Raw genomic sequence first — 22681 nt, forward strand, 5'->3', positions numbered from 1 at the left:
GTTGAACTCCCGCTGAATGAACAGATATTTAATACGATTGGTATTATTGGTGCGTTAGCGGTGCGTCAAGGCACATTGTTTTATAAGTGTTCAAAAATAATCCTGTGCGCCAAGGCCGCTCTGGAGTAGAATGGCACGCTTTTTTATGGCGACTCAACGTAGATTGCTATAACGAATATTGTAATATCCCTATTTTTGTTTGATGGTAAGAGGTTTATCCGTGCTAGAGAATTTACGTAACATCGCCATTATTGCACACGTTGACCATGGCAAAACGACCCTGGTAGACAAGTTGCTGTCGCAATCAGGAACCCTTGCAACCCGGGGAGAAGCTACTGAGCGGGTGATGGACTCCAACGATCTTGAGAAGGAACGTGGGATCACGATTCTGGCAAAGAATACTGCCATCAAGTGGAACGATTACCGCATTAACATCGTTGATACCCCAGGCCACGCCGACTTCGGTGGTGAGGTTGAGCGTGTTCTGTCTATGGTTGACTCAGTATTATTGCTGGTTGATGCCGTTGATGGTCCAATGCCACAGACTCGCTTCGTAACCAAGAAAGCGTTCGCCCAAGGCCTAAAGCCAATCGTTGTTATTAACAAGATTGACCGTCCCGGTGCGCGCCCTGATTGGGTTATCGACCAAGTGTTTGACCTGTTCGACAACTTAGGTGCGACCGACGAGCAATTAGATTTCCCAATCGTTTACGCCTCTGCGTTAAACGGTTTTGCAACTTTAGATCCAGATGTCGTCAGTGAAGATATGACGCCACTGTTCCAAACTATCGTTGAAAAAGTCTCTTTCCCAGATGCTGACGCCGATGGCGCGTTCCAGATGCAAATTTCACAGCTGGATTACAACTCATACGTCGGTGTTATCGGTGTGGGTCGTATCAACCGTGGTAGCATCAAAACTAACCAACAAGTGACTATCATCGGTGCCGATGGTAAGACGCGTAACGGTAAAATGGGCCAAGTATTAGGTTACATGGGTCTAGAGCGTACCGAAGTTGAAGTTGCTAACGCCGGCGACATCGTTGCGATTACTGGCTTAGGTGAGCTTAAGATTTCTGACACTGTGTGTGCAGCTGGTAATGTTGAAGCTATGCCACCCCTGTCAGTTGATGAGCCTACACTGACCATGACTTTCCAAGTCAACACTTCACCTTTCGCAGGTAAAGAAGGTAAGTATGTAACTTCACGTAATATTCTTGAGCGTCTGCAACAGGAATTAGTCCACAACGTGGCACTGCGTGTTGAAGAAACCGATAGCCCAGATCGCTTCCGCGTATCGGGCCGTGGTGAATTACACTTATCTATCCTGATCGAAAACATGCGTCGTGAAGGTTATGAATTAGCGGTATCACGTCCAGAAGTTATTCTGAAAACCATCGATGGCGAACTGTGTGAACCATTCGAAACATTAACTGTTGACGTTGAAGAAGAAGATCAAGGCACAGTGATCGAGAAGCTGGGTACCCGTAAAGCTGAAATGAAAGATATGCAGCTTGATGGTAAAGGTCGTGTACGTATCGACTTCATCATCCCAAGCCGTGGCTTAATCGGTTTCCAAACTGAGTTCTTAACTGCGACTTCAGGTACAGGTTTAATCTACCACTCGTTCGACCATTACGGTCCACATAAAGGTGGCGATATTGGTCAACGCGCTAACGGTGTATTGATCTCTAACGCAACGGGTAAGGCTCTGACCTTCGCACTGTTTGGTCTACAGGACCGCGGTCGTCTCTTTATCGGTCATGCCGCCGAAGTATACGAAGGCCAAGTGGTTGGTATCCACGCTCGCTCAAACGATCTAACAGTTAACTGTTTGAAAGGTAAGCAGCTGACCAACATGCGTGCCTCTGGTACTGACGAAGCGCAAGTACTGACTACGCCAATCACAATGACGCTTGAGCAAGCGCTTGAGTTCATCGATGATGACGAATTGGTTGAAGTAACACCTAAGAGCATTCGTGTTCGTAAGAGACACTTGACCGAAAACGATCGTAAGCGCAATAACCGCGGTTAATGATGGTTGCGGCTGAAATACCAGCCGTTCTGTTAATAAAAAGCCCCGCTGAGTTTCCTCAGCGGGGCTTTTTTGCCTTCTTATCTGGTTGGCAAAGATTAATAGGTAGAGTTCGACTAAAAGCGACCCTGTGTCACTAATCTCAAAAACAGATTGGTGCAAGCTATAAAACTCGCTTTATACCAATCGAATTAAAAGTAGTTAGTCTAAATTTTATACTCCAGAACCCTAAGCCTAAGTTTATAGGTGCAAATAGCTGTGCTTCTTTATGCTAATGGCCAACCCTATCAATCATTTGGATAAGTTCCATTCGAATACTATCCGGTGTTTGGCTATGCCAGAATCCGCCTAAATAACTGATCAGTGGCAGGGCAAATAAGGCCAGTAGCATCAAGGTTAACAGTCCTTTGTGGCTTAATCTGCGACCCGATTTGAGGCTAAAGCTGAGCGCGGCGGACTTAGGACAAGCAGCAACGCAGCGCATACAGGCCTGGCATTCATCGCTGCGAACCGTGCTTTGGGTGTGCACAATAATATTCGCAGGACAGGCACGGGTGCATTTGTCGCACTTCATCCCTTTCGCTTCGATCAGGCAGTGCTGGGTATTGCGGCGGATTTTAAGTGGACTGGCGAAACTTAACAGCCCAAGCATGGCGCCGTAGGGGCACAAATAGCGGCAAAAACCTTGGCGTCGCCATGCTGCTAAGGCGAGGATAAGGCCAAAGCACACTAAGGTAATCAGCCCTGGGGTGACAAAGAATAACGCCATCTTCAAGTCGGCAATCTTGTGATAATTGCCCTGCAGATAATAGGGAATGGACTCGCTCGGCATGCCGATAACAATATAACAAAGTGCCAGTAATAACAGATATTTAAGCATGCGCAGTGGCCAATCTAGCCAGGCTGGTGGGGCTAATTCTGCCTTGATAAAGCGCTTTCTTAGGGCATATAAATATTCCCCAGCCAGACCTAAAGGGCAGGCCCAGCCGCAAAAGGCTCGCTTGCAGAGTAAACCTGTGAGCAATACCGCTGCGAGCAATACCGCCGCTGCGGGGTGGGTTTGATCCCATAAGTTCAGGCTAATAATGGCTTTTAATTCAATACCACCCGCTATGGGTAAGAAGGCATCGCCTACATCGGGACGCATTAACCAAGGGGTTACTCCCTGCTTAAGCTGTATGGCGTTGATGCTGTATTGGATAGCGACTAAGAAGAGTGAAAGTGCGAGCAGATGTTGGCAGGCCTCGCGTAGGGTATTGATTTTTATCTCGGCTTTAAACTCCATCGGCGCTAACTTATGGGCAATTAGGCTGAAGGGCAGGGCGATGAGGAGGGCCAATGCCAGTGGCCAATACAGGCTGACAGCCACGGCTGTGAAACTCAGTAGTAGAGTGGCCAGCGCCCCCCACTTTTTACCGCTCCAATAGCTCAGGGAGGCGATATACATCAGGGCTAGCATTAGGGTAAGGGATTCAATAAAGGTCATATTAATACTGCAAATAGAATACACGTATTCAATCTGAGCTATCTTTGTGGGATAAGTTTTTGAGCCTAAAGTGAATTTGTGCGGTAGATCCAAGATTTATTGAATGGTCACACTAAAGCGCGCCATAGCTCACAAAGCCAAAGATCTTAGCCTTGCACAAGAGAAAGCTGGAATGCAGGGAAGGTAAAATCAACAGCAAAACCGCCATTGCGACTCGTTAAAGTGCTGATAAAATGGGCGTTAAGTATCAGGGCTAAGCTGTTAATTCAGATTTGAATGGCTGAATTAACAGCTTTTTTGAGTTGGCTAAACAGTATTAACCCTTTGAGTTCTCTAGGGCTTCGATAAACTTGTTCGACTCGTTGATCGACTTATTCATCTCTTTGATGAGGCCCGAGATATCCGTTTGTAGACTCGCAAATTCACCTTTGATCGCACCAATGGCTTGGGCGTTCAAGTTATGCTTTAAATACAGCATATTGTCTTTCATGGCGGTGAGGATAGGGGGCATTTTGGATTCGGCGCGGCGCATGCTTTTTATCAGTTGCTGATAGGCACGGCGGGTTTCCTTCAATTTAGTTTCGCTATTCCTACGCAGGTTAGCTTTGCTGATCTCGCCGATTTCAGCTTGCCACTCATCAAACAAAGCTTCGGCGACATCTTCCACTTTGTTAATGCGGTTGCTGACATTATCTGCGGCGCTTTGGGCCGATTCATACTCATCTTTGGCCTTATTGTAGGCCTTTTCGAGGCTGCCGCCATCGTGGTTAAGTAGCGCTTGCATCTCTTCGAGGGCCGAACTGAACTCCTTTTGGGCGTCCTCTTGGGATTCTTTAGCGTCTTTGACTCTGTCAACCATAATGTCGCGTTTATGGTAACCGACTTTTTCCATCGCGCCGTAATAGGCAGTTTGACAGCCTGTCAGTAAAAGGCTGGTGGCAATCAGGCTAGAGGTGAGCAATCTTTTCATTGGGGGTTCCGTTGCTGAGTGAAATGACATTAATCGGCCTTAAACCGCGCCGCATCGATAATGCTCCACAGATGAAAAATCGCCCCTATTACGGCGGGGACAATCAACCACCAGAGGGCATAACCGACCACGGTAATCACAAAAAATAGCAGTGCTGCCATGATTCTGCCCTGCAGCAGTTGGCCTAATCCTGGAAAAAATAGACTGGCGATAGCGGCGATAACATTGCCAGCGGATCCTTGTTGCGACATCAATTCACTCCTTAGACTTGTAAATTAAGTGTTTATTGTACGAAGATAACGAGTCTATACCAACAGAATCAAGAGAAACCCGTGACTAAGAAGATAGAACTGGCACAAATTCGCGTCCTATTCCTCGGGATCTGGCACTTCCTGCTGCATTTAAGACAAAGATTGGTCGAGGATCAAATCAATATCCGTGCCGGACACTTAGCCTATGTCACGCTATTGTCACTCGTGCCTCTGGTCGCAGTGACTATGTCTATGTTATCGGCCTTTCCGGTATTTAAGGGTATTCGTGGCCAGATAGAAAGTTTTGTTTACGAAAACTTTTTGCCCGCGGCCGGCGATACAGTGCAAGTCTATATCAATGAATTTGTAGGCAATGCTTCTAAGGGCACAGCTGTCGGGATTGCCGCTTTAGTGGTGGTCGCCATTATGCTGATATCCGCTATCGATAAGTCCCTCAATAATATCTGGCGCACCAAAGAGAAGCGCTCCGTGGTGGTCGCATTTTCCATGTATTGGATGGTGATCACCTTAGGCCCTGTCTTGGTGGGGGCGAGTTTGGTGGCGACTTCCTATGTCGTATCCTTAAAGGTCTTTGAAGATCAGGCCCTGTCGGGGATGGTGCCTGTTTTTATTGAGCGTCTACCTATGTTGTTTTCCGTGGCGGCATTTTTGCTGTTGTATATGGTGGTGCCCAATCAGAAGGTGAAGTTTTTGCACGCACTCTTAGGTGCGATAGTGGCGGCGCTGCTATTCGAATTAGGTAAAAAAGCCTTTGCCTTGTATGTGACTCAATTTCCAAGCTATGAGGCCATTTATGGTGCTTTGGCCACGATTCCTATCGTGTTTGTATGGGTGTATTTGTCGTGGATGATAGTGTTACTCGGCGCTGAAATTACCGCGGCTATGCCCGAATATTTGGATTATGAATCGAGTTCGGATGCGAAGGAGACCAATCTAGATGGCCAACCTTTAGCAGGCACGGAACAGGTCAATGAGACAGATTCTACTACACTGAATAAACAGCAAATTAGCGACAATACCGGTGTAAAACCAGAATGATCTTAGCGGTATAGACTAGGCTATGACCCATAACTCCCACGCTTTTCCGCCTTTTATTCGCCGTGATTGGTTTAATGTTGGCGATGGCCAACGGCTGCATTTAGCGCAATATGGGGATCCCCATGGGATCCCCTTACTATATCTACACGGTGGCCCAGGTGCGGGAGTCGATACCAGCGAACTTGCTTTATTTAATGGCGATCATTATTGGATTTTATTGTTAGATCAACGTGGTGCAGGGCAATCTTTGCCTGCGGGTGAGTTACAGCATAACCACCTCAATGGGCTTATCCGTGATATCGAAACCATTCGCATTGCCCTCAATATTGAACGCTGGTGTTTGGCTGGTGGTTCATTTGGCGCTACACTCGCCCTCATTTATAGCGGCTTATTTCCCCAAAGGGTCATAGCACAGGTGTTATGGGCGCTCTTTATCCCATCGGCGGCAGGGATTGAATGGCTCTATGGTGGCTCTGGTGCTGCCCGCTTGCATCCCCAGGCCTATCGGGATTTTTGTGATAACGCCTCGCCGGAGCAGTCTATTTTTGAGCGCTATCGACAAGGGGTTAATGCCGCCGATAAGGCTGTGCGCCATCAATTTGCACGCCGCTGGATCCGCTGGGAACTCACGCTCGCGGGCGCAAAGAGTGTATTGCCTCAACGCTTATCCCCTGAGTTATTAGCACTCGCTAAAATTGAGTTACACTATGCGATAAATAATTACTTCAATACGCTCAGTATGTTGCAGCAGGTGACATCTAAGGTCGCTGCACGTACTCTGCTATTACAAGGCACGCAGGATGCCGTGTGTCCCGCTATGCTCTTAAATGAGTTTGTGGCCGAGGTGGGAGAGCATAACATCGAAATTCGCACTATTGTCGAGGGAGGACATTCGCTCAGTAGTGAGATTTTATTCCTCGCCGTCACACTCGAAATCCAGGGCATGTGGTCGTGGATAAACCGACAGGAGTTAGCATGAAATCATTATTGCTCATCATAGGTGTTTTGGGTTTAAGTGCCTGCAGCGCCACCCCTTCGGCCTTGGCTGTGCCGACTCAATCCATTGAAACTGAACCACTTGAAAAGCAGGCACCAGTGGCTCCTAAGGTTGTACATTTGGCGGGGCTGAGCAATGATTTGGCCGCCGATGCCTTGTATTATACTCTACTCAATGCAAATTATTTGGCGACCAAGGTGGCATCGGATAAGGTGGCAGTTCAATTCGGTGATAACCAGTTTATGCTGGAGCCGAGCATGAATGCCACGGGGATCGATCGTATTTTAATGAACCGTTTCTATGCGGTACATCCACAGTTACAGGCCAGCCAAGAATTACCCGCAATAATAGGCGAGCTTAATGCCAAGCTTAATTTTGCTAAATTTATTTTGCTCGAGCAGGGCGCTGTTATCCAAGTCCAGGGCGTAGTCACCTTCGCCGACAGTGTTGAGATCGAAGAGCTGCGCCGCTTTATGCTGTGGACTAACTCGGGTCTAACACAAATTGCCATGTCTCTCCCCGAAGGTATAGACCAATATATTCGCCCCATTCCACTCATTCAGCCTGCTAAGTCTTAATCTAAAAGGAAACCCTGTGATCGCCCTAATTCAAAGAGTGAGCCGCGCCAGCGTGGTTGTCGATAATCAAACCATAGGCGCAATCGATAAAGGCTTATTAGTCCTTCTTGGTGTCGAACGTGAAGATACCCGGGAGAAGATGGAAAAACTGGCGACTAAGGTGATGAGCTATCGCGTGTTTGGCGATGAAAATGGCAAGATGAACCTTAACTTAGAGCAAGTCGGTGGATCTTTGTTAGTCGTGTCGCAATTTACCTTGGCCGCCGATACGGGCCGTGGCCTTAGGCCGAGCTTCTCCGGCGCTGGCACACCAGAGCAAGCCTTAGGCTTGTATGAAGAGTTTGTCGCCTTTTGTCGTGCCAAGGGAGTCATAACCGAAACAGGGCAGTTTGGTGCCGATATGAAAGTAGAGCTAGTGAATGACGGCCCAGTCACCTTTAACTTGCAGGTATAATTTGAGCTAAGAGGCTGTAAGTTAAGGAGAGTCTTTAATCTCCCTTAGTCTTATGGCAAAACCTATTGAATGGAAAATCACGGTAATGGGAGAATATATGGATGAATTACTGACTAAATTATGTCAAACATGGCACAGCACTATTCCCGTCAGTGAGTTTATGCAGATAAGGCCGCTCAATTTCTCCGGGGGTGAGTTTTCTACCACAGCACCCATTATGCCTAATCTTAACCTGCATCAAACCATGTTTGCTGGCAGTATATATACCCTAATGACACTGACGGGCTGGGGCATGGTGTGGCTGCAACAGCAAATGCTTAGTGTTGAGGGTGACATAGTATTAGCGGATGCTCATATCCGTTATATGGCACCCGTGACCCAGTCGCCCGAGGTTAAAGTGCGCTGGCCCGATACCGATTTGAGCCCATTACAGCGGGGGAGAAGGGTGAAAGTGAGGCTTGAGGTTCAACTCTTTTGTGAGGCCAAGCTCTGTGCTGTCTTTGAGGGCCTCTACGTTAGCACCCCGAAAGCGTAAAACATTTCTAAAAAATCGAATGTAATCTCAAATTTTATCCGCTTTTTTTCTTTTTTATGGGCTAATAAACTAGCGCCATAGAGTCGAGAACATTCGTCTGACTCTCAGTCGTTAATTATTGTCGGAGCAGATTATGTCTAAAGTCTTAGTGTTAAAATCCAGTATTCTTGGCGGTTATTCACAATCTGCCTTATTAGTTGACCACCTGATCGGTAAATGGGAAGACCAAGGCGCGACCATCACAATCCGCGACTTAGGCGGTAAAGATGTGCTGCCTATGGTTGATGGTGAAATCGCTTCTGGTTTGCGTGGCGGTGCCGATTTAACTCCACGCCAGCAAGAGATGCTCGATCTCTCTAACGCCTTAGTGGAAGAGTTAAAAGCGAACGACACTATTGTGATCACCGCGCCTATGTATAACTTCAACATTCCGACCCAACTTAAAAACTGGATCGACTTTGTGGCCCGCGCCGGTGTGACTTTTACTTACACTGAAAATGGTCCAAAGGGATTAGTCGAAGGTAAACGTGCGGTATTGATCACTACCCGTGGCGGCGCCCATAAAAACAGCCCAACGGACCATATAGTGCCTTATTTAAAAACCTTCTTGGCCTTTATTGGTATCACAAACGTTGAAGTGATTTACGCTGAAGCATTGAATATGGGGCCAGAAGCCAATCAAAATGGCATTCGCGAAGCGAAGGAAAGTATCGATTTATTAACGGCTTAATATTTAAAGCGTTTAACTAAAATGCCAGCTAAGATGCTGGCATTTTTTACGGTTGTTAGCTGGGTTGCTCGCTATCGGGTTGGCTGGCAGCAAACAAGATCCTTGAGTGAACCGCCATTGATAACGCATTCAAAACCATTGGCCTTGAGGATATCGCAACCCTTTTGCGCTCGAATGCCTGCACCGCAGTAGAGCACGAAGGGATGCTGTTTATTGTCGACTTGGTGCAACCATTGGTCGAGCGTTGGCAGCGGTACATTAATGGCTTGGGGAAGATGCCCCGAGGCAAATTCCTCTGGCGAACGCACATCTATCACCTGCGCACCTTGCTCAATCAATTGCCAGCATTTCTCGCCCGAGTGGCTGCCGGATAATTTTGCCAGTAAAGATTGAAACATAGCATTGCTCCTACCATTAGAAAAGTTTCAATAAGTTTATTCTAATGGGTTGGCGAGTGCAAGCGTGGCAGATAGTGAATTAAATCGTGGAAGACCACGGCTTGGTCGTTGAGATTGCGATAGCCATGGGGTTTGTCGGCCGCAAATCGTACCGCTTCACCTTGTTTGAGCGTTTGCCACTGTCCATCGACTAACACTTCCATAGTACCGCTCAAGACAATCACATGCTCAGTCACACCAGTTTCATGGGGCTCAGAAAGCCGCTCATAGTGTGGCAGTAGCGTGAGTTCAAACATCTCAAAACCGAAACGGTCTTCAAAGGGAAACAGTGAGGCGACTAACATGCCGTCGGTGGCGGGTTGTTGGCGTAACTCGTCTGGCTTACGGAATACTGCGCCTTGGCTCTGGGGCGTGGGTTCGAGAAAGGTCGACAGCGAGATATTGAATCCACTGGCTATTTTCCACAGGGTTGCAATGGTTGGGCTTGATTCACCGCGCTCGATTTGTCCTATCATGGCCTTACTAACGCCCGTCTCTTGGGCGGCTTTATCTAAACTCCATCCCTTTTGGTTGCGAAGTGCTTTAAGCGTGGTGGCGAGATAGCTGTTTATCGTCTGCACAATGGCCCCATCATTTTTATGAAAATTTAGTTGTACGTTATAACGCACAGGTGCTATCTTGTCCATCTCGTACGTTATAGCGCACAAAAGCTATCTTGTTCATTTTATAAGTTATAGCGCACAAAGCGGTGGCGACACTAATTGCAGAGGAAGGGAGTGGATATGTGGCGAGAGGCAGGGAGTTTGTCAAAAATATCAGCGGGTTTTATTGCGGTATTAGTGGGTTATAGCAGCTCGGCTGTGATTATCTTCCAAGCGGCGGCGGCCGTGGGGGCGACACCGGCACAGATCAGTTCGTGGCTGTGGGCTTTAGGTGTGGGCATGGGCGTGACCAGCATAGGGTTATCGCTTTACTACAAGAATCCTATTCTAACGGCTTGGTCGACACCGGGCGCCGCGCTGATGGTGACTAGCTTAGCAGGATTAAGCGTCAACCAGGCCATAGGCGCGTTTCTGGTGAGCTCTCTGTTAATCACCCTTTGCGGCGTGGCGGGCTGGATGGATAAGCTTATCCGTATCATGCCGCAGTCGGTGGCTTCCGCTATGTTGGCGGGGATTCTGCTGCAATTTGGCCTCGGGCTATTTCAGGCGATGCAAACTCAGCTGAGTCTGATATTGATCATGCTGCTGGTGTTTGTCGTCGTTAAGCCTTTTGCGCCGCGCTACATCATCTTGCTGACCTTGCTGGTGGGCATAGGCATGAGCTTTCAATTAGATTTGCTTAAGTTAGATGCGGTTCAGTTGCAACTGGCGATGCCAGTGTGGACCACGCCTGAGTTTTCGCTGGCGAGTGTGATTGGCGTGGCTCTGCCGCTGTTTGTGGTGACTATGGCCTCGCAAAATATGCCGGGCGTTGCTGCGCTGCATGGTAATGGCTATAGGCCGCCCATCTCACCTTTGATCACCAGTACAGGGCTAATCGGGGTAATTCTGGCGCCCTTTGGCGGTTTTGCCTTTAACTTATCCGCCATCACAGCGGCTATTTGCATGGGTAAAGAAGCGGACCCGAATTCGGCGACCCGTTACTGGGCGGCAGTATGGGGCGGCGTGTTTTACTTTATCACAGGTTTACTCGGCGCCACTGTGGTTGGTCTGTTTTCCGCTTTCCCGAAGGAATTAGTACTGGCCATCGCCGGATTAGCGTTACTCGGCACTATCGCCAATAGTCTGACCGCTGCATTAGCTAAAACCGAAGATCGTGAAGTTGCGGTGATCACTTTCTTGGTCACGGCATCGGGTTTTAGTGTACTGGGTATCGGCAGCGCATTTTGGGGGCTGTTGCTTGGGTTTATCATCCATTGGTGGAACGGGCACAGAACTGCATCAGTAGTTAAGCGAGCGAATACTTAACTGCAGCAAAAGCGCCTTAGAGATGAATTTCAAAGACTAAGGCGCATGTGTTTTAGATTTTCTTCGTCATAAACACGCTATTGGGATCGAGTTGATAGGTGTCGAAGGGGCCGCAAATTTCAAAACCAAATTTGCAGTAGAGCAGGCGGGCGGGATTGAAGAAGTCCATCGAACCTGTCTCTAGACTGAGGCGTTTGACACCAGCGGTTTTGGCATCGTTAATTAAGTGCTGCAATATTTTAGACGCTATACCTTGCTGCTTATAGGGCGCGGCGGTGCGCATGGATTTGATCTCGGCGTGCTCGGCATCTAACCATTTTAGTGCACCGCAACCCGCTAAATTGTTGCCATCCCATAGGATCCAAAAGCGAATATTGGGTTGCCGCAGGCCGTCAAGATCTAATGCGTGAACGCTTTCAGGCGGAGAGGTTGCCCGCATATCGTCGAGGTGTTCCTGCAGCAATGCCGCTATTTCAGGCCCTTTAAGGTCATCTAGGATGATTTTCATGGCTCTTATGGTGGCTTTCATGGTGAGTCTCATGGCAGATCGGTCCCTATTATTTTGGCTTATCCATAATGGCGTCATCGCTTTGTTATCTGTTTGCAATTGCGCCGCAGTGGATAAGCAAATCTTAAGCCATTAACGAAGTCATCTCTGAGGAGTTTTAAATTGCCTTATTTTACTCGATACTTATCGCTAAATTTTTGCAGCAAAAAGCACTGTTTTCTTCTGCGTTTTTTGTCCAACAAAGTGTTGAACTTGATGCGATAGCGTTGATAACTTACTGTCATGTTTAAAGAAGTTTGTCATAGAAGGTCAAATCCTAGTATATTTTTGTTTAGGTTTAACGAGACGTACAGGTAAAATACTGCTCAAGCGATTTATGTCCAGTAAACAGCACATAAATATTAAAATGTTAGCAGTACAAGGAAAGTTATGAATACCGTTGATTATTCTACATATTCTGTCGAGGAGCTGCTCGACGTAAGGTCACACATATCATCAGATTCGCCAAACTATCAGGCGTTAATTGCAGAGCTAGATATTAGGAAAGACAAGATAGATGAGTATTCACAGCAGCAAGAGCAACAGGCATTTTCGATTGCAGAAAACAGAGTAAAAATTATCGGCTATTTCCAACTGACTGCTGCTGTAGTCGTACTGTTCATGCTCATACTGTTAGTTATTGATGGTTCAGCGACCATGTTAAACTCTTCAATAGCAATTATCGCGATCGCATTGAACGCAGTCGCTGGTTATACCGCAATAAATGAAATGTATGACAAATATTGGGTTTCTGTTCTAAACCAATTGATTCAAGTTCCTAGCTTGGCTATTGGTTCGGTTAAAACGGCTTATTCAGGGTTAGGTGCCATCTATCTTTACATAGACTGGACTAATGATGTTCAGTTTGGTTTTTCTGCATCATTTTCCCCTGGATTTTCTTTTTTGAAGTTCACAGGGATCTCACCTACTCAATATATTGGGGTAGATATTCTCGCGCTAATTTTCTTGGTGGCACTGTTAACTGTTAGTCAAGTTAAAGGCACTGCTAGCAAGCAAATGCATCCGACGCCAAATAGCGGTGCGGCGGATTAGAGCGTTATAGGCTCTTAATAAACATTGATATTTGATAAGGGATATGTGAAATATTTTTATTCTAATCTGACGAAAAATTATGCTTAAATGGTCAGCCTGTATGAGTGGGGTACCAGCAAACACTAAGATCCAAACCGCTGAAGTGACAGATCGCTCAGTACTATTTTTTAACACTTTTTATATCAATGCGATGGAATGAGCTCTCTAAACTGTTCTCTAATCCACCCACTGTTAATTTCCTTTCTCCAAACGCAAAACTGTCGAAGCAAATATAAAAATGGCCGAGTAAGCTCGGCCATGATTTGCTCGATTCAGCGTGAAACGGGCTGGTTTAGTAGAATTTCTTCAGGTAGCTTGCTGCGTATTTTTGCAGTTTTCGGTTCGAACTTGTGGTCGCAATATTCTCAATCACGTCGCGGTAATCTGCGTTGCCTGAACTTGCTAGGGCTTTGGCCATGTTGGCATAGGTATCGATGGCGAGTTTGTCATCGGCCATTAAGCGTGGTGTTTTCAATTCGTTACTGAGTACGGCTAGGATAAAGTCATCGTACTGGCGGTCATCCATAATGCGTTTAGCCGCCAGTCGCATTAACTCTAAATCATCGCTGTGTAGTGCATTGGCAAAGGCATTATTTTGCTGATTTTGGTCGGCAGCATATTGGCTTTTATCCCCAAGAATGGCATTCCACTTTTTATATTGCGCTAGATTTTCATTGGCTTGAGATGCGTATTTTTTGAGTTTTTTGTGATAGTTGCCATTCACAATACTGTTAATTGTTTCGCTGTACTTGTCGTTACCCGAGTAGGCTAAGCCTTTGACTAACCAAGCACTGTAGTCGATGGCATTTTTTTCAGTCGCTTGGGGTAAAGAGGCGAGGAGCTTTGCTTCGAGCACATCGTATATCGCAGGATCGGATAAACCTGCAAGGGTTAAGGATTCGATGGCTTGCTTCTGCTTAAATTCGTTGTCGCCCTTAAAGACTTCTTGATAGGTTTCTACCGTGTATTCTTTGGCAAACAGTGGTGCGGTTAATAAACTGATGCTCAGCAGCATCCCTGCAAACAGTGGTTTCATTGCTATGTCCTTATGTGGGTTTTAGGTGTTATCTAGTCCAGCGTTTAAAAATCAGCGAGGTATTAATACCGCCAAAGGCGAAATTATTACTCATCACATAATCTGTATCGATTGGGCGCGGTTCGTTACGGATATAGTCCAAATCGGCGCATTGTGGGTCGATATTCTCAAGATTGAGTGTTGGCGCAAACCAGCCAGCATTCATCATCTCAATACTCACCCAAGCTTCTAACGCGCCGCATGCACCTAAGGTGTGGCCCGTGTAGCTTTTTAGGGATGAAATCGGCATGTTAGTGCCAAATACCGCGTGGGTCGCGTGACTCTCGGCGATATCACCACGGTCGGTCGCTGTGCCGTGGGCGTTCACATAACCTATGGCGCTAGGCTCAAGCTGCGCATCTTTGAGGGCCAATCTGATGGCGATCTCCATGGTCTGCGCATTCGGTTGAGTGACGTGTTGACCGTCGGAATTTGTGCCAAAACCGACTAGCTCAGCATAAATTTTTGCACCACGCGCCTTAGCGTGTTCTAGCTCTTCGAGCACTAGGGTACAGGCGCCTTCGCCAATGACGAGGCCATCGCGATCTGCATCGAAGGGGCGTGGCGTGAGTTCGGGTGTGGTGTTTTTAGTGCTGGTGGCAAACAGGGTATCGAACACCACGGCTTCGGTGGGGCAGAGTTCTTCGCCGCCGCCCGCCAACATTAAGGTTTGCTGACCGTATTTGATCGCTTCATAGGCGTAACCTATGCCTTGGCTCCCCGAGGTACAGGCGCTGCTCGTGGTGTGAATTCGGCCTTTTAAGCCGAAGAACACGCCAACGTTCACCGCTGTGGTGTGCGCCATCATGCGGATATAACTCGTTGCAGTGACGCCCGACATATCGCCGGTTTTCAGCATATCGCCAAAGGCGGTAATAGGATCGGTACTGCCCGTGGATGAACCATAGGCGATGCCCATTTCACCCGAGGACACGATAGGGTCATCCAACAATCCCGCATCGATTAATGCCAGTTCGCTGGCGCGAGTTGCCATAATAGAAACCTTGCCCATGGAACGAATTTTCTTGCGCGAATAATGGCTTGGCACTTCAAAGTCTGTAATGGGCGCGGCTAAACGGGTGTTGAGGCCGTCGTATCTATCCCATTCGCCCATAGTGACGACGCAGTTTTTCTGCGTCTTAAGGCTTGTCGCAATGGTCGGCCAATCATGGCCTAGGGCGGTAATGCCGCCAATGCCAGTGATGACCACTCGTTTACCCAAGCGGGTTTGATTTGTCGCCTCGCTCATTTAGATCATGCCTCCATTGACCGATATCACTTGGCGGGTGATATAGGCGGCATCGTCAGACATTAAAAATGCGGCTAAGGCTGCGATTTCACTCGGTTTACCCATGCGGCGCATTGGCACTAATTGCTCGACCATGTCCTTAGGAATATCGGCCACCATGTCGGTTTCTATCAAGCCTGGGGCGATACAGTTGACGGTAATTTTGCGTTTTGCCAGTTCTAATGACAATGCCTTAGTCGCGCCGATAATACCCGCTTTGGAGGCGCTGTAATTCACTTGGCCACGGTTGCCCGCGATCCCAGAAACTGAGGCTAAGGTGATGATACGCCCGCCTTTGCGGCCTTGTACCATAGGCATCACGCAGGGATGGATGACATTATAAAAGCCGTCTAAGTTAGTGTGGATGACGCTGTCCCACTCACTTTCTGTCATAGCAGGAAAGGCGGTATCGCGGTTGATGCCCGCATTGAGGATCACGCCGTAATAGGCACCATTGGCCTCGATGTCGGCTTCGATGGCGGCTTTAACGGTTGCGCGTTCGGCAACATCAAATTTTAGCAGGCTCACATTCACCCCAAGCGCGCGGATTTGCGCGGCAGTGTCATCGGCTGCCGTTTGGTTGCTGTGGTAATGCAGGGCGATATCTAAGCCTGCAGCGGCGAGTTTTAGGGCGATGGCTTTGCCTATGCCGCGGCTCGAACCTGTGACTAATACTCTGTTATTCATTTGTTTTCTCCACCCCATTTTATCTTTAGGAGTCGGTATGGGGCTTCATGTATTTATGGTAAGAAGCTGTTTGCTAATACGCTTAATGTAACGTTTTTTATCGACAGGCTAATTCAGTTTGCTGCGATTGTATGGTCTCAGCATGCTCTCAGTATTGCCTCGATATTAGTGTCTAAGTCAGTGCCCAAGGCTTCTATTGGCTACTTCTTGATTGCCAGCAAGGTAGGCTTGCGTGTCTTGAGGTTGGAACACATTCACATTCGCTGTGGCGACTAAGATTTTCTCTTGATCGCTCCCGGCTTCGGGCAGCAGATAAATCTGGCAATCGAATACCGCTAATCCCGACTCCTCTTGATAGAGGCGATTCACCTGAGTGCGATAGGTGCGCCCGAGTTCATATTGTTTGACATGGAGCGCTAATTTACGCGAGCCCAATAGAAAACCGACGCGGATTTTATCATTGCGCAGCTTAGCTTCTACTCCGGCCAGTGCGGCAATACTTTGGGCCATATATTCGATGCCTACATAATTGGGTACGGCTTGATGTTTAGCGTCGAAATAGGGGCTCTGGGTTGTGATAGTGACTTCGGTCTCTAGGTTATCACGGCGATAGCCAATGACTTTATCGAGCAAAATCATCGGTGCCCTATGGGGAATAAAGTCGGCAATATCTTGTTCGGCAAAGGGTTGGTTAATTTTAAGTAACTGCATGGTACTAGGCCTCGTTACGGCAAAAAATCAGGCTGGCATTGCTGCCGCCAAAGGCGAAGGAATTGCTCATCACATAATTAAGTGCGCCTTTGGCGGTGACTCGATGACGTTCGACTAAGGCTATGGGCGGATCCTGTGGATCGACTTGGCCGTCCCATTGATGGGGCGGCAGGGCTTGGTCGCGATTATGTGCCGAAAGTAATAAGTAGCAGAAGGCGGCTTCGATTGCGCCAGCGGCGCCTAAGGTGTGGCCGACTAAGGGTTTGGTCGAGCTACAGGGCGGCGTGTTAACGCCAAACACTTCAACCACAGCGCGGCTTTCCATCGCATCATTTTTGGGTGTGGCTGTGCCGTGCAAGTTAATGTAACCAATGTCTTGTGCTGCAATATTTGCATCTTGCAAAGCCGCTTGCATGGCGGTGATTGCGCCTGCGCCTTCGGGGTGTGGCGCCGAAATATGGTGGGCATCGCTCGACTCACCAATGCCCGCCAGCATCACATCAGACTCGCCCAACGTCAGTACAAATAAGGCTGCGCCTTCGCCGATATTGATGCCATCACGGTTGATACTAAAAGGATTGCAGTGGCCTTTGGACACGGATTCCAAAGCATTAAAACCATTGACTGTGAGTTGGCACAAACTGTCGACACCACCAACAATCACCATATCGCAGAGGTTAGCCTGTAATAGGCGTTTGGCACTGGCAAAGACTTTGGCGCTGGAGGAGCAGGCGGTTGAAATCGTGTAGCAAGGGCCATCTAGCTCAAAATATTGACGCAAAAAGTCGCTAGTGCTGCCTAGCTCCTGCTGGAAATAGTGGTAACCCGCCGGAAAGTGGCCGTGTTCATTTCGATACGCAAGTGCCGCTTCACCCTTAGAAATCCCTGAAGTGCTAGTGCCTAGCACAACGCCAATGCGGGCATGGCCAAAATCCCGTTTAGCTTGCTCAACCGTGGCGGCAATTTGCTGCGCCGCGCACAGCAGTAACTGGTTATTGCGGCAATCGAACTGGATGAGTTTTTCAGGAATCGCCGGTAGCGCAGCCGTCACTGGCGCAACTAAGGTTGGGTGCTCGAACAGGAGTGTGTCACTGCGCTGCATCGCGCTGGTATCGCCCGCGATCAGGCGGTCTAAAACCTGCTGGGGATCTTGCCCTAGCGGGGTACACAGTCCAATTTGTGTAATGGCTACTCTGTTCATCATTGCGTATCGTTTTTTACCATGGCACAGTGAAGTGCGGGTGTTAAAAGGTTAAATAGGTTCGATTTCTAGCTCAAACTTGGCCTGTGGCATAGTTAAGCTGATGTGGGCTTGCCATAGGGCATCGCCGACATCTTGTTGATAACGGATTTGCACCACATGGGTTTGCTGTTCACTTTTACTGATCAAGGTATCTTGGCTATAGATCTGGCGACAGGGGATTGTGTTCATTCGGGTGCCTTCAAGCGTGTCGTTCTGATTCCCCCCAACCGTATCACAAAGACCAGTGACTAAATGGCCACCTTCCAAATGGGCGCGAATGCTCTGCTCGGGCCAATAGATCAGTTGCATCATCGCCATTAAATATTCGGCTTTAAAATTGTCCCCCAGCAGCACACTTTGCTCACTGCTGAGTGTATTCCCATCATAAACTAAGGTAAACAACGCCTGTCCGAGTGGCGCTAAACCCACGAGCGTCATGCGCTCGCCCTCTAACTCCAACTGAGTGAGCAGTTCGTGGGACTCTTTACCCACTTTAATACTGACTTTTTGGCTAAAGGACTGGGGGGAAGATACGCCCGTATTGCTGTCGGTTTGCTGACTCGCCATGATGGCGGGCTTAGTTGTAGGCTCAGTCGCGGGTTTGGTCGTGGACTTTATCCTTGGCTGAGTCAACGGCCTATCGGTCGTGGGAGCAAAGTTATGGGGCAGTGGAGCCAAACAATAACGCATATCCTTAGCGAGCCCGACACAGGTCTGTCTGAACAGCAGTTCGCTACAGCCCGTCAGCCCAAGGCTTGCGAGCAGCAGGAGGATCATTCGCCATTGAGTGTTAAGGTTTAGCGGCATGCGGTTAGACCTCTGCGAATGCTGGAGTGGCGGCTGGATTTCGGCACAGTTCGACTATCATATTCAGGCGGCGCTCCGAGTCTTTAACGAAGGGATTATTCGTATCCCAAGCATAACCCGCCAGAATAGAGCAAATCATCTGCTTGATACGCTCGTTCGGTGCTTCATAGAAGATCACGTCCTGAAAGCGGCCATCATACCAAGCTTGCACATAGGTGCGAAAGGCATTCACCCCCTGCATCAAAGGCGTTGAGTAATCGGCTTGCCAGTCAACCGCTTCGCCATTGAGTTGTTTCGTTAGGCATTTTGCCGCCATAGACGCCGATTGCATAGCGATAGTCACACCGGAGGAAAAAACCGGATCGAGGAACTCGCCCGCATTACCCAATAGCGCGAACTTGTCGGTCGCAAGGCGTGACACATTGGCGGAATAACCTTTGAGTGTGGCGCATTCCTGTACCACTTTCGCCTTTGCCAGTAGGGCTTTTAGTCCCGGTTCTTCGTTGACTATGCTCATCAGTTGTTGCTCAAGCGAACCCTGTAAACGCGCAAGTAATTGTGGCTCGGCAACCACGCCGAGTGAACAGCGGCCATTGCTAAAGGGAATGAGCCAGTACCAAATGTCTTTATGCTCAGGGTGGACGCTGATCAAAATCTTATTACGATCGAAGTTAGCATCGCTGATGTTGTCTTCCACATGGGTAAAGATGGCGCTGCGTGGTGGCAGGCAAGACGGACTTTCTAAGTTGAGCAAGCGGGGTAACACGCGCCCAAACCCGCTGGCATCGAGCACATATTGGGCATTGATTTGATAAAGCTCGCCCTGTTCATTGTGCACCGTTAAGCGTGGGTTCTCGGTTAAATCGATCGCCTCGACCGTTTCGCCGTAGCGGATGTCGACCCCTTGGCTTTGGGCGGTATCGGCTAACAGTTTATCGAAACTGGCGCGCTGCACTTGGAATGTGGTGCCCGGCCCTGGGGTAAATTTATCGGTAAAATCGAAGGTCGTATAAGTGCCATTGCGACGAAAGGCGGCGCCATTTTTATGCTGGAATCCGGCGGCATTGAGCGTCTCTAACATGCCGGCTTCTTCGATAAATTGCATGCAGCAGGGCAGTAAACTTTCGCCGATGGAGAAGCGAGGAAAATGCTGTTTCTCTAACACCAGCACACGCTTGCCTTGTTGGTGTAACAAGCTGGCGGCGATGGCGCCCGAAGGCCCTGCGCCGATAATGGCCACATCGACATCAAGTGAATTTGGCATAACCGATAAATCGTGAGCGGGTGTAGGCATGTAAAGTACGTTCCTTGTCGTTTTCAGGACTTTTTAGTCGTTAGAAGCTGATTGTTGGTTAAAGCCTGCGTTGTAGTCAAAATCAACGGCGAAAGTAAAAAGGTAAAGCCTATGCCCAGCGACAGGGTTAAGCCAAAGTAGTGAATCGCTTGGGTCTGGCTAAAAGCAAGTAAACCAAAGGCCAACAGGGTCGAGCAGGCGGACATAAACACCGCCATCATCACTGCCTTGCCGTGGTTCTGGGCTGAGGCAAAAAACAAGCTGTAATCTATGCCAATCCCGAACACTAAAATGAGTGCGAGTGCATGGAACAGACTCAGCGGCGAGCCCGTTAAGCCTAAGGTTGCGAGCGTTAGCAAGGCTGCAAGGGCTGGGACTGCAACCACAACCGCGGCTTTTTTAATGCCGAAATTCAGGCTAAACAACAAGAGTGCGATGCCGAGTGCAAGGGCTAACAGCTTTAGGGTTAACAGTCGGTAATGACCCATGACGGCAGAAATATCCGCGACTTTATCGATAAGCTGTACGCTTTCATCCTCGGCAAAGCGCGCCTTAAGCGCATCGATCTGCTGAATGCCGCCAAGGAGGACTATTGCACCCTGATCAGCATCATAATCGGTGGCTTTGTCATTCGGCGCGAGCCATAGCGGTGCGAGTTGCTTGCCTGCCTCTAGCTTAAAGAATGCTGCTGGCGTGATGTACTCTGTTTTCGCGGCCAAATAGGCGGCTTGCAGTTCTGGCTTTAAGTTCTCATCCAACCCAAGGCCCGTGAGCACAGTATCTAGCTGAGTTTGATAGAGTTCGCCCTGTAAGCGGTAAGCCGTGTCTTGCCTTTGCTGGCTGGGCAGATACCGGCTGAGGCTGACATAGTTGCCTAACTCTTGATTGGCGATAGCGGCATCCAGCAGTGGCGACACTCGCTCAAGCTGTTGCAGCAACGCTTCTTCGCTCGCGGCACGTACCAATAAGAATTGATTATCTGTGCCGCCGCTGAGTAACTGGCGTAGCAGGTTTTCTGGCTCAGTCACGCTCGCTGGGCTTTGCTGCAAATGGCGAATATCGTCATCGACGGTTAACTTTGTTACGCCAATCAGACACCACACCACTATCACCGAAGCAAATAGGCCCATGCCTAACGGCGTGGTCAATTTGTTGGATAACTTAGTTAAATTAGCAAGGTAAGTCCCCGCGAGCGCTAATGGGCGGGAGCCCGATGGCAAGCGACTTCCCGCTAACAGTGGGTAGGCGAGAATGAGGGTGAGATAGGCCCCAAACAGCCCCGCGGCGCAGAAAATCGCCACTTGCTGCATGCCGGGAAATGGCGCTAAACCTATGCCCACATAAGCCAAAGCGCTAGTGATAAAGGCAAGCGTCACCGTTGGGAAGATATACGCCACCGTGGCCTTTGCGCTCCGCTCGCTATCGCTTAAGCGCTCGCAGTAAAAATGAAAGCTGTAGTCGATGGCAATGCCAATCAAGCTAGTGCCAAACACTAAGGTGAGTAAATGCAGCTCGCCAAACACGCTTAAGGTAAAAGTCACCGCCAGCAACAGCCCGCTGGAAATGGTGACGATTGCCAACAGTAGCGGCATCACAGAACGAAACGCCAACCAGACTAAGGCAATCACCCCAAGTAGGGATGCAAGACCAAGGATCGAGATTTCACTCTTAGCCATTTGCGTCGCCGCAATCGCGTGAAACAGAGCGCCAGCCTTAAGCACATTGATATCGGGATAGCTTTGTTTAACCGCATCCAATCCTTGGGTTAATACCGTTATCTGCGCTAATTGCGCATTGGGATTAAAAGCGCTTTCTCGCCCCTTTGCCATAACAACCGCAGCGACATTATCGCCTCGATTAGCCAGCAGAATACCTTGGCTGGCTCTGACTTTTGAACTCGGCGTGAGGGCGAGTAAATTGGCGGGGAATAACAGCAGCGGATCTTGGGCGAGCAAGTTGCTATTGGCGTAACTAAAGGCGTTGTAAAGCTGCGCTGTGGCCGCCTCAATCAGATTTCCAATGTCTTTCGTTGCTAACGCTTCGGCTTGCGGCGCAGTCAGTAATTTAAATCTGTGGGGGAAATAGTATTGCCCCAACGCTTCGCCGAGCTGCATATCGGCGCTGCGAATCTCTGTGAGTGCAGCATTTCTGCCAGTAGTAGCAAGGTCAGTTTCAAGCTTTTGCATCAACAGCTTAGCCGCAGCGATTGCCGTGGTTTCATCCTTGGCGACGAGCGCAATATAGACTCGATCGGCGAGCGTGGCTTCAACTTGGTTAAGGGCGCGCTCTGTGAGTTTGTCCTGCTGTAAATGCGGCAGCATGGCGAGAATATCGCTCTGCACCCGTGCACCACTTTGCCAGAGTTGCAGCGTCCACAGACTGGCAGAGAGCATCAATAGCGACCAAATGGCGAGGCGCCACTTGGGGGATGATTGCATTAGCGCTTGATTGGCGCGCGCGGCGAAGTTGGCGGCCAT

The 22681-nt window shown here is 48.8% G+C and carries 23 protein-coding genes; 9 read left to right on the forward strand and 14 right to left on the reverse strand.

What is annotated here, in order from left to right; all coding sequences use genetic code 11:
• The first annotated feature begins 220 nt into the window (after positions 1-220).
• The gene (typA, locus tag COW15_RS07295; RefSeq protein WP_293631338.1) at positions 221-2032 is read left to right on the forward strand and encodes a translational GTPase TypA; all 1812 of its coding nucleotides are present in this window, start codon (positions 221-223) and stop codon (positions 2030-2032) included.
• A gap of 271 nt (positions 2033-2303) precedes the next feature.
• Here the strand turns inward: typA and COW15_RS07300 are convergent, their stop codons facing one another.
• The 3 genes from COW15_RS07300 to COW15_RS07310 all read right to left on the reverse strand — a co-directional run bounded on the left by COW15_RS07300 (position 2304) and on the right by COW15_RS07310 (position 4739).
• Positions 2304-3518: a 4Fe-4S binding protein gene (locus COW15_RS07300; RefSeq protein ID WP_293631340.1), complete on the reverse strand. Its 1215-nt coding sequence runs from the start codon at positions 3516-3518 to the stop codon at positions 2304-2306.
• A gap of 316 nt (positions 3519-3834) precedes the next feature.
• On the reverse strand, positions 3835-4488 hold the full coding sequence (locus COW15_RS07305; protein ID WP_293631342.1) for a DUF2959 domain-containing protein: 654 nt from the start codon (positions 4486-4488) through the stop codon (positions 3835-3837).
• A gap of 29 nt (positions 4489-4517) precedes the next feature.
• Complete coding sequence (locus COW15_RS07310) at positions 4518-4739, reverse strand: hypothetical protein (protein WP_198781351.1); 222 nt, start codon at positions 4737-4739, stop codon at positions 4518-4520.
• Positions 4740-4820: 81 nt separating this feature from the next.
• Between COW15_RS07310 and COW15_RS07315 the strand changes: the two genes are divergently transcribed.
• The 6 genes from COW15_RS07315 (at position 4821) to azoR (ending at position 9092) form a co-directional block, all read left to right on the forward strand.
• Positions 4821-5798: a virulence factor BrkB family protein gene (locus COW15_RS07315; protein WP_293631343.1), complete on the forward strand. Its 978-nt coding sequence runs from the start codon at positions 4821-4823 to the stop codon at positions 5796-5798.
• A 22-nt stretch (positions 5799-5820) separates the two neighbouring features.
• Complete coding sequence (locus COW15_RS07320; RefSeq protein WP_293631344.1) at positions 5821-6777, forward strand: alpha/beta fold hydrolase; 957 nt, start codon at positions 5821-5823, stop codon at positions 6775-6777.
• The gene (locus tag COW15_RS07325) at positions 6774-7373 is read left to right on the forward strand and encodes a hypothetical protein (protein ID WP_293631345.1); all 600 of its coding nucleotides are present in this window, start codon (positions 6774-6776) and stop codon (positions 7371-7373) included. Before COW15_RS07320 ends, COW15_RS07325 begins: the two co-directional genes overlap by 4 nt.
• A 16-nt stretch (positions 7374-7389) precedes the next feature.
• A complete protein-coding gene (dtd, locus tag COW15_RS07330) occupies positions 7390-7827 on the forward strand; it encodes a D-aminoacyl-tRNA deacylase (RefSeq protein ID WP_293631347.1) in 438 nt (145 codons plus the stop codon).
• Positions 7828-7924: 97 nt separating this feature from the next.
• Complete coding sequence (locus tag COW15_RS07335; protein ID WP_293631349.1) at positions 7925-8362, forward strand: thioesterase domain-containing protein; 438 nt, start codon at positions 7925-7927, stop codon at positions 8360-8362.
• A gap of 133 nt (positions 8363-8495) precedes the next feature.
• Positions 8496-9092, forward strand: a complete 597-nt coding sequence (gene azoR / locus COW15_RS07340; protein WP_293631350.1) for an FMN-dependent NADH-azoreductase — start codon at positions 8496-8498, stop codon at positions 9090-9092.
• Between the two features lie 71 nt (positions 9093-9163).
• Here azoR and COW15_RS07345 read toward each other — a convergent pair whose 3' ends face one another.
• Positions 9164-9490, reverse strand: coding sequence for a rhodanese-like domain-containing protein (locus COW15_RS07345; RefSeq protein WP_293631352.1), 327 nt, complete (start codon positions 9488-9490; stop codon positions 9164-9166).
• Positions 9491-9531: 41 nt separating this feature from the next.
• Positions 9532-10110, reverse strand: coding sequence for an XRE family transcriptional regulator (locus tag COW15_RS07350; RefSeq protein ID WP_293631354.1), 579 nt, complete (start codon positions 10108-10110; stop codon positions 9532-9534).
• Positions 10111-10272: 162 nt separating this feature from the next.
• On the opposite strand from COW15_RS07350, the gene COW15_RS07355 reads away from it, so the two are divergent.
• Positions 10273-11460: a benzoate/H(+) symporter BenE family transporter gene (locus COW15_RS07355; protein ID WP_293631356.1), complete on the forward strand. Its 1188-nt coding sequence runs from the start codon at positions 10273-10275 to the stop codon at positions 11458-11460.
• Positions 11461-11512: 52 nt separating this feature from the next.
• Here the strand turns inward: COW15_RS07355 and COW15_RS07360 are convergent, their stop codons facing one another.
• Complete coding sequence (locus tag COW15_RS07360) at positions 11513-11989, reverse strand: GNAT family N-acetyltransferase (RefSeq protein WP_293631357.1); 477 nt, start codon at positions 11987-11989, stop codon at positions 11513-11515.
• Positions 11990-12397: 408 nt separating this feature from the next.
• Between COW15_RS07360 and COW15_RS07365 the strand changes: the two genes are divergently transcribed.
• Positions 12398-13060, forward strand: a complete 663-nt coding sequence (locus tag COW15_RS07365) for a hypothetical protein (protein ID WP_293631359.1) — start codon at positions 12398-12400, stop codon at positions 13058-13060.
• Positions 13061-13391: 331 nt separating this feature from the next.
• Here the strand turns inward: COW15_RS07365 and COW15_RS07370 are convergent, their stop codons facing one another.
• The 8 genes from COW15_RS07370 to COW15_RS07405 all read right to left on the reverse strand — a co-directional run bounded on the left by COW15_RS07370 (position 13392) and on the right by COW15_RS07405 (position 22681).
• Positions 13392-14135: a hypothetical protein gene (locus COW15_RS07370; protein ID WP_293631361.1), complete on the reverse strand. Its 744-nt coding sequence runs from the start codon at positions 14133-14135 to the stop codon at positions 13392-13394.
• A 28-nt stretch (positions 14136-14163) separates the two neighbouring features.
• Positions 14164-15423 (reverse strand): beta-ketoacyl-ACP synthase, encoded by a 1260-nt coding sequence (locus COW15_RS07375; RefSeq protein WP_293631362.1) that lies wholly within the window; start codon positions 15421-15423, stop codon positions 14164-14166.
• Positions 15424-16149 (reverse strand): 3-ketoacyl-ACP reductase FabG2, encoded by a 726-nt coding sequence (locus tag COW15_RS07380; RefSeq protein WP_293631363.1) that lies wholly within the window; start codon positions 16147-16149, stop codon positions 15424-15426. It abuts the gene before it with no gap.
• Between the two features lie 177 nt (positions 16150-16326).
• Complete coding sequence (locus COW15_RS07385) at positions 16327-16860, reverse strand: hotdog family protein (protein WP_293631364.1); 534 nt, start codon at positions 16858-16860, stop codon at positions 16327-16329.
• Between the two features lie 4 nt (positions 16861-16864).
• Positions 16865-18064: a beta-ketoacyl-[acyl-carrier-protein] synthase family protein gene (locus COW15_RS07390; protein WP_293631366.1), complete on the reverse strand. Its 1200-nt coding sequence runs from the start codon at positions 18062-18064 to the stop codon at positions 16865-16867.
• 48 nt (positions 18065-18112) lie between these two features.
• On the reverse strand, positions 18113-18910 hold the full coding sequence (locus COW15_RS07395) for a DUF3261 domain-containing protein (RefSeq protein ID WP_293631368.1): 798 nt from the start codon (positions 18908-18910) through the stop codon (positions 18113-18115).
• A gap of 4 nt (positions 18911-18914) precedes the next feature.
• On the reverse strand, positions 18915-20204 hold the full coding sequence (locus COW15_RS07400) for an NAD(P)/FAD-dependent oxidoreductase (RefSeq protein ID WP_293631370.1): 1290 nt from the start codon (positions 20202-20204) through the stop codon (positions 18915-18917).
• Positions 20205-20227: 23 nt separating this feature from the next.
• Positions 20228-22681: an MMPL family transporter gene (locus tag COW15_RS07405; protein ID WP_293631372.1), complete on the reverse strand. Its 2454-nt coding sequence runs from the start codon at positions 22679-22681 to the stop codon at positions 20228-20230.

The organism is Shewanella sp. CG12_big_fil_rev_8_21_14_0_65_47_15 (assembly GCF_002783505.1).
In the GTDB taxonomy this organism is placed as follows: domain Bacteria; phylum Pseudomonadota; class Gammaproteobacteria; order Enterobacterales; family Shewanellaceae; genus Shewanella.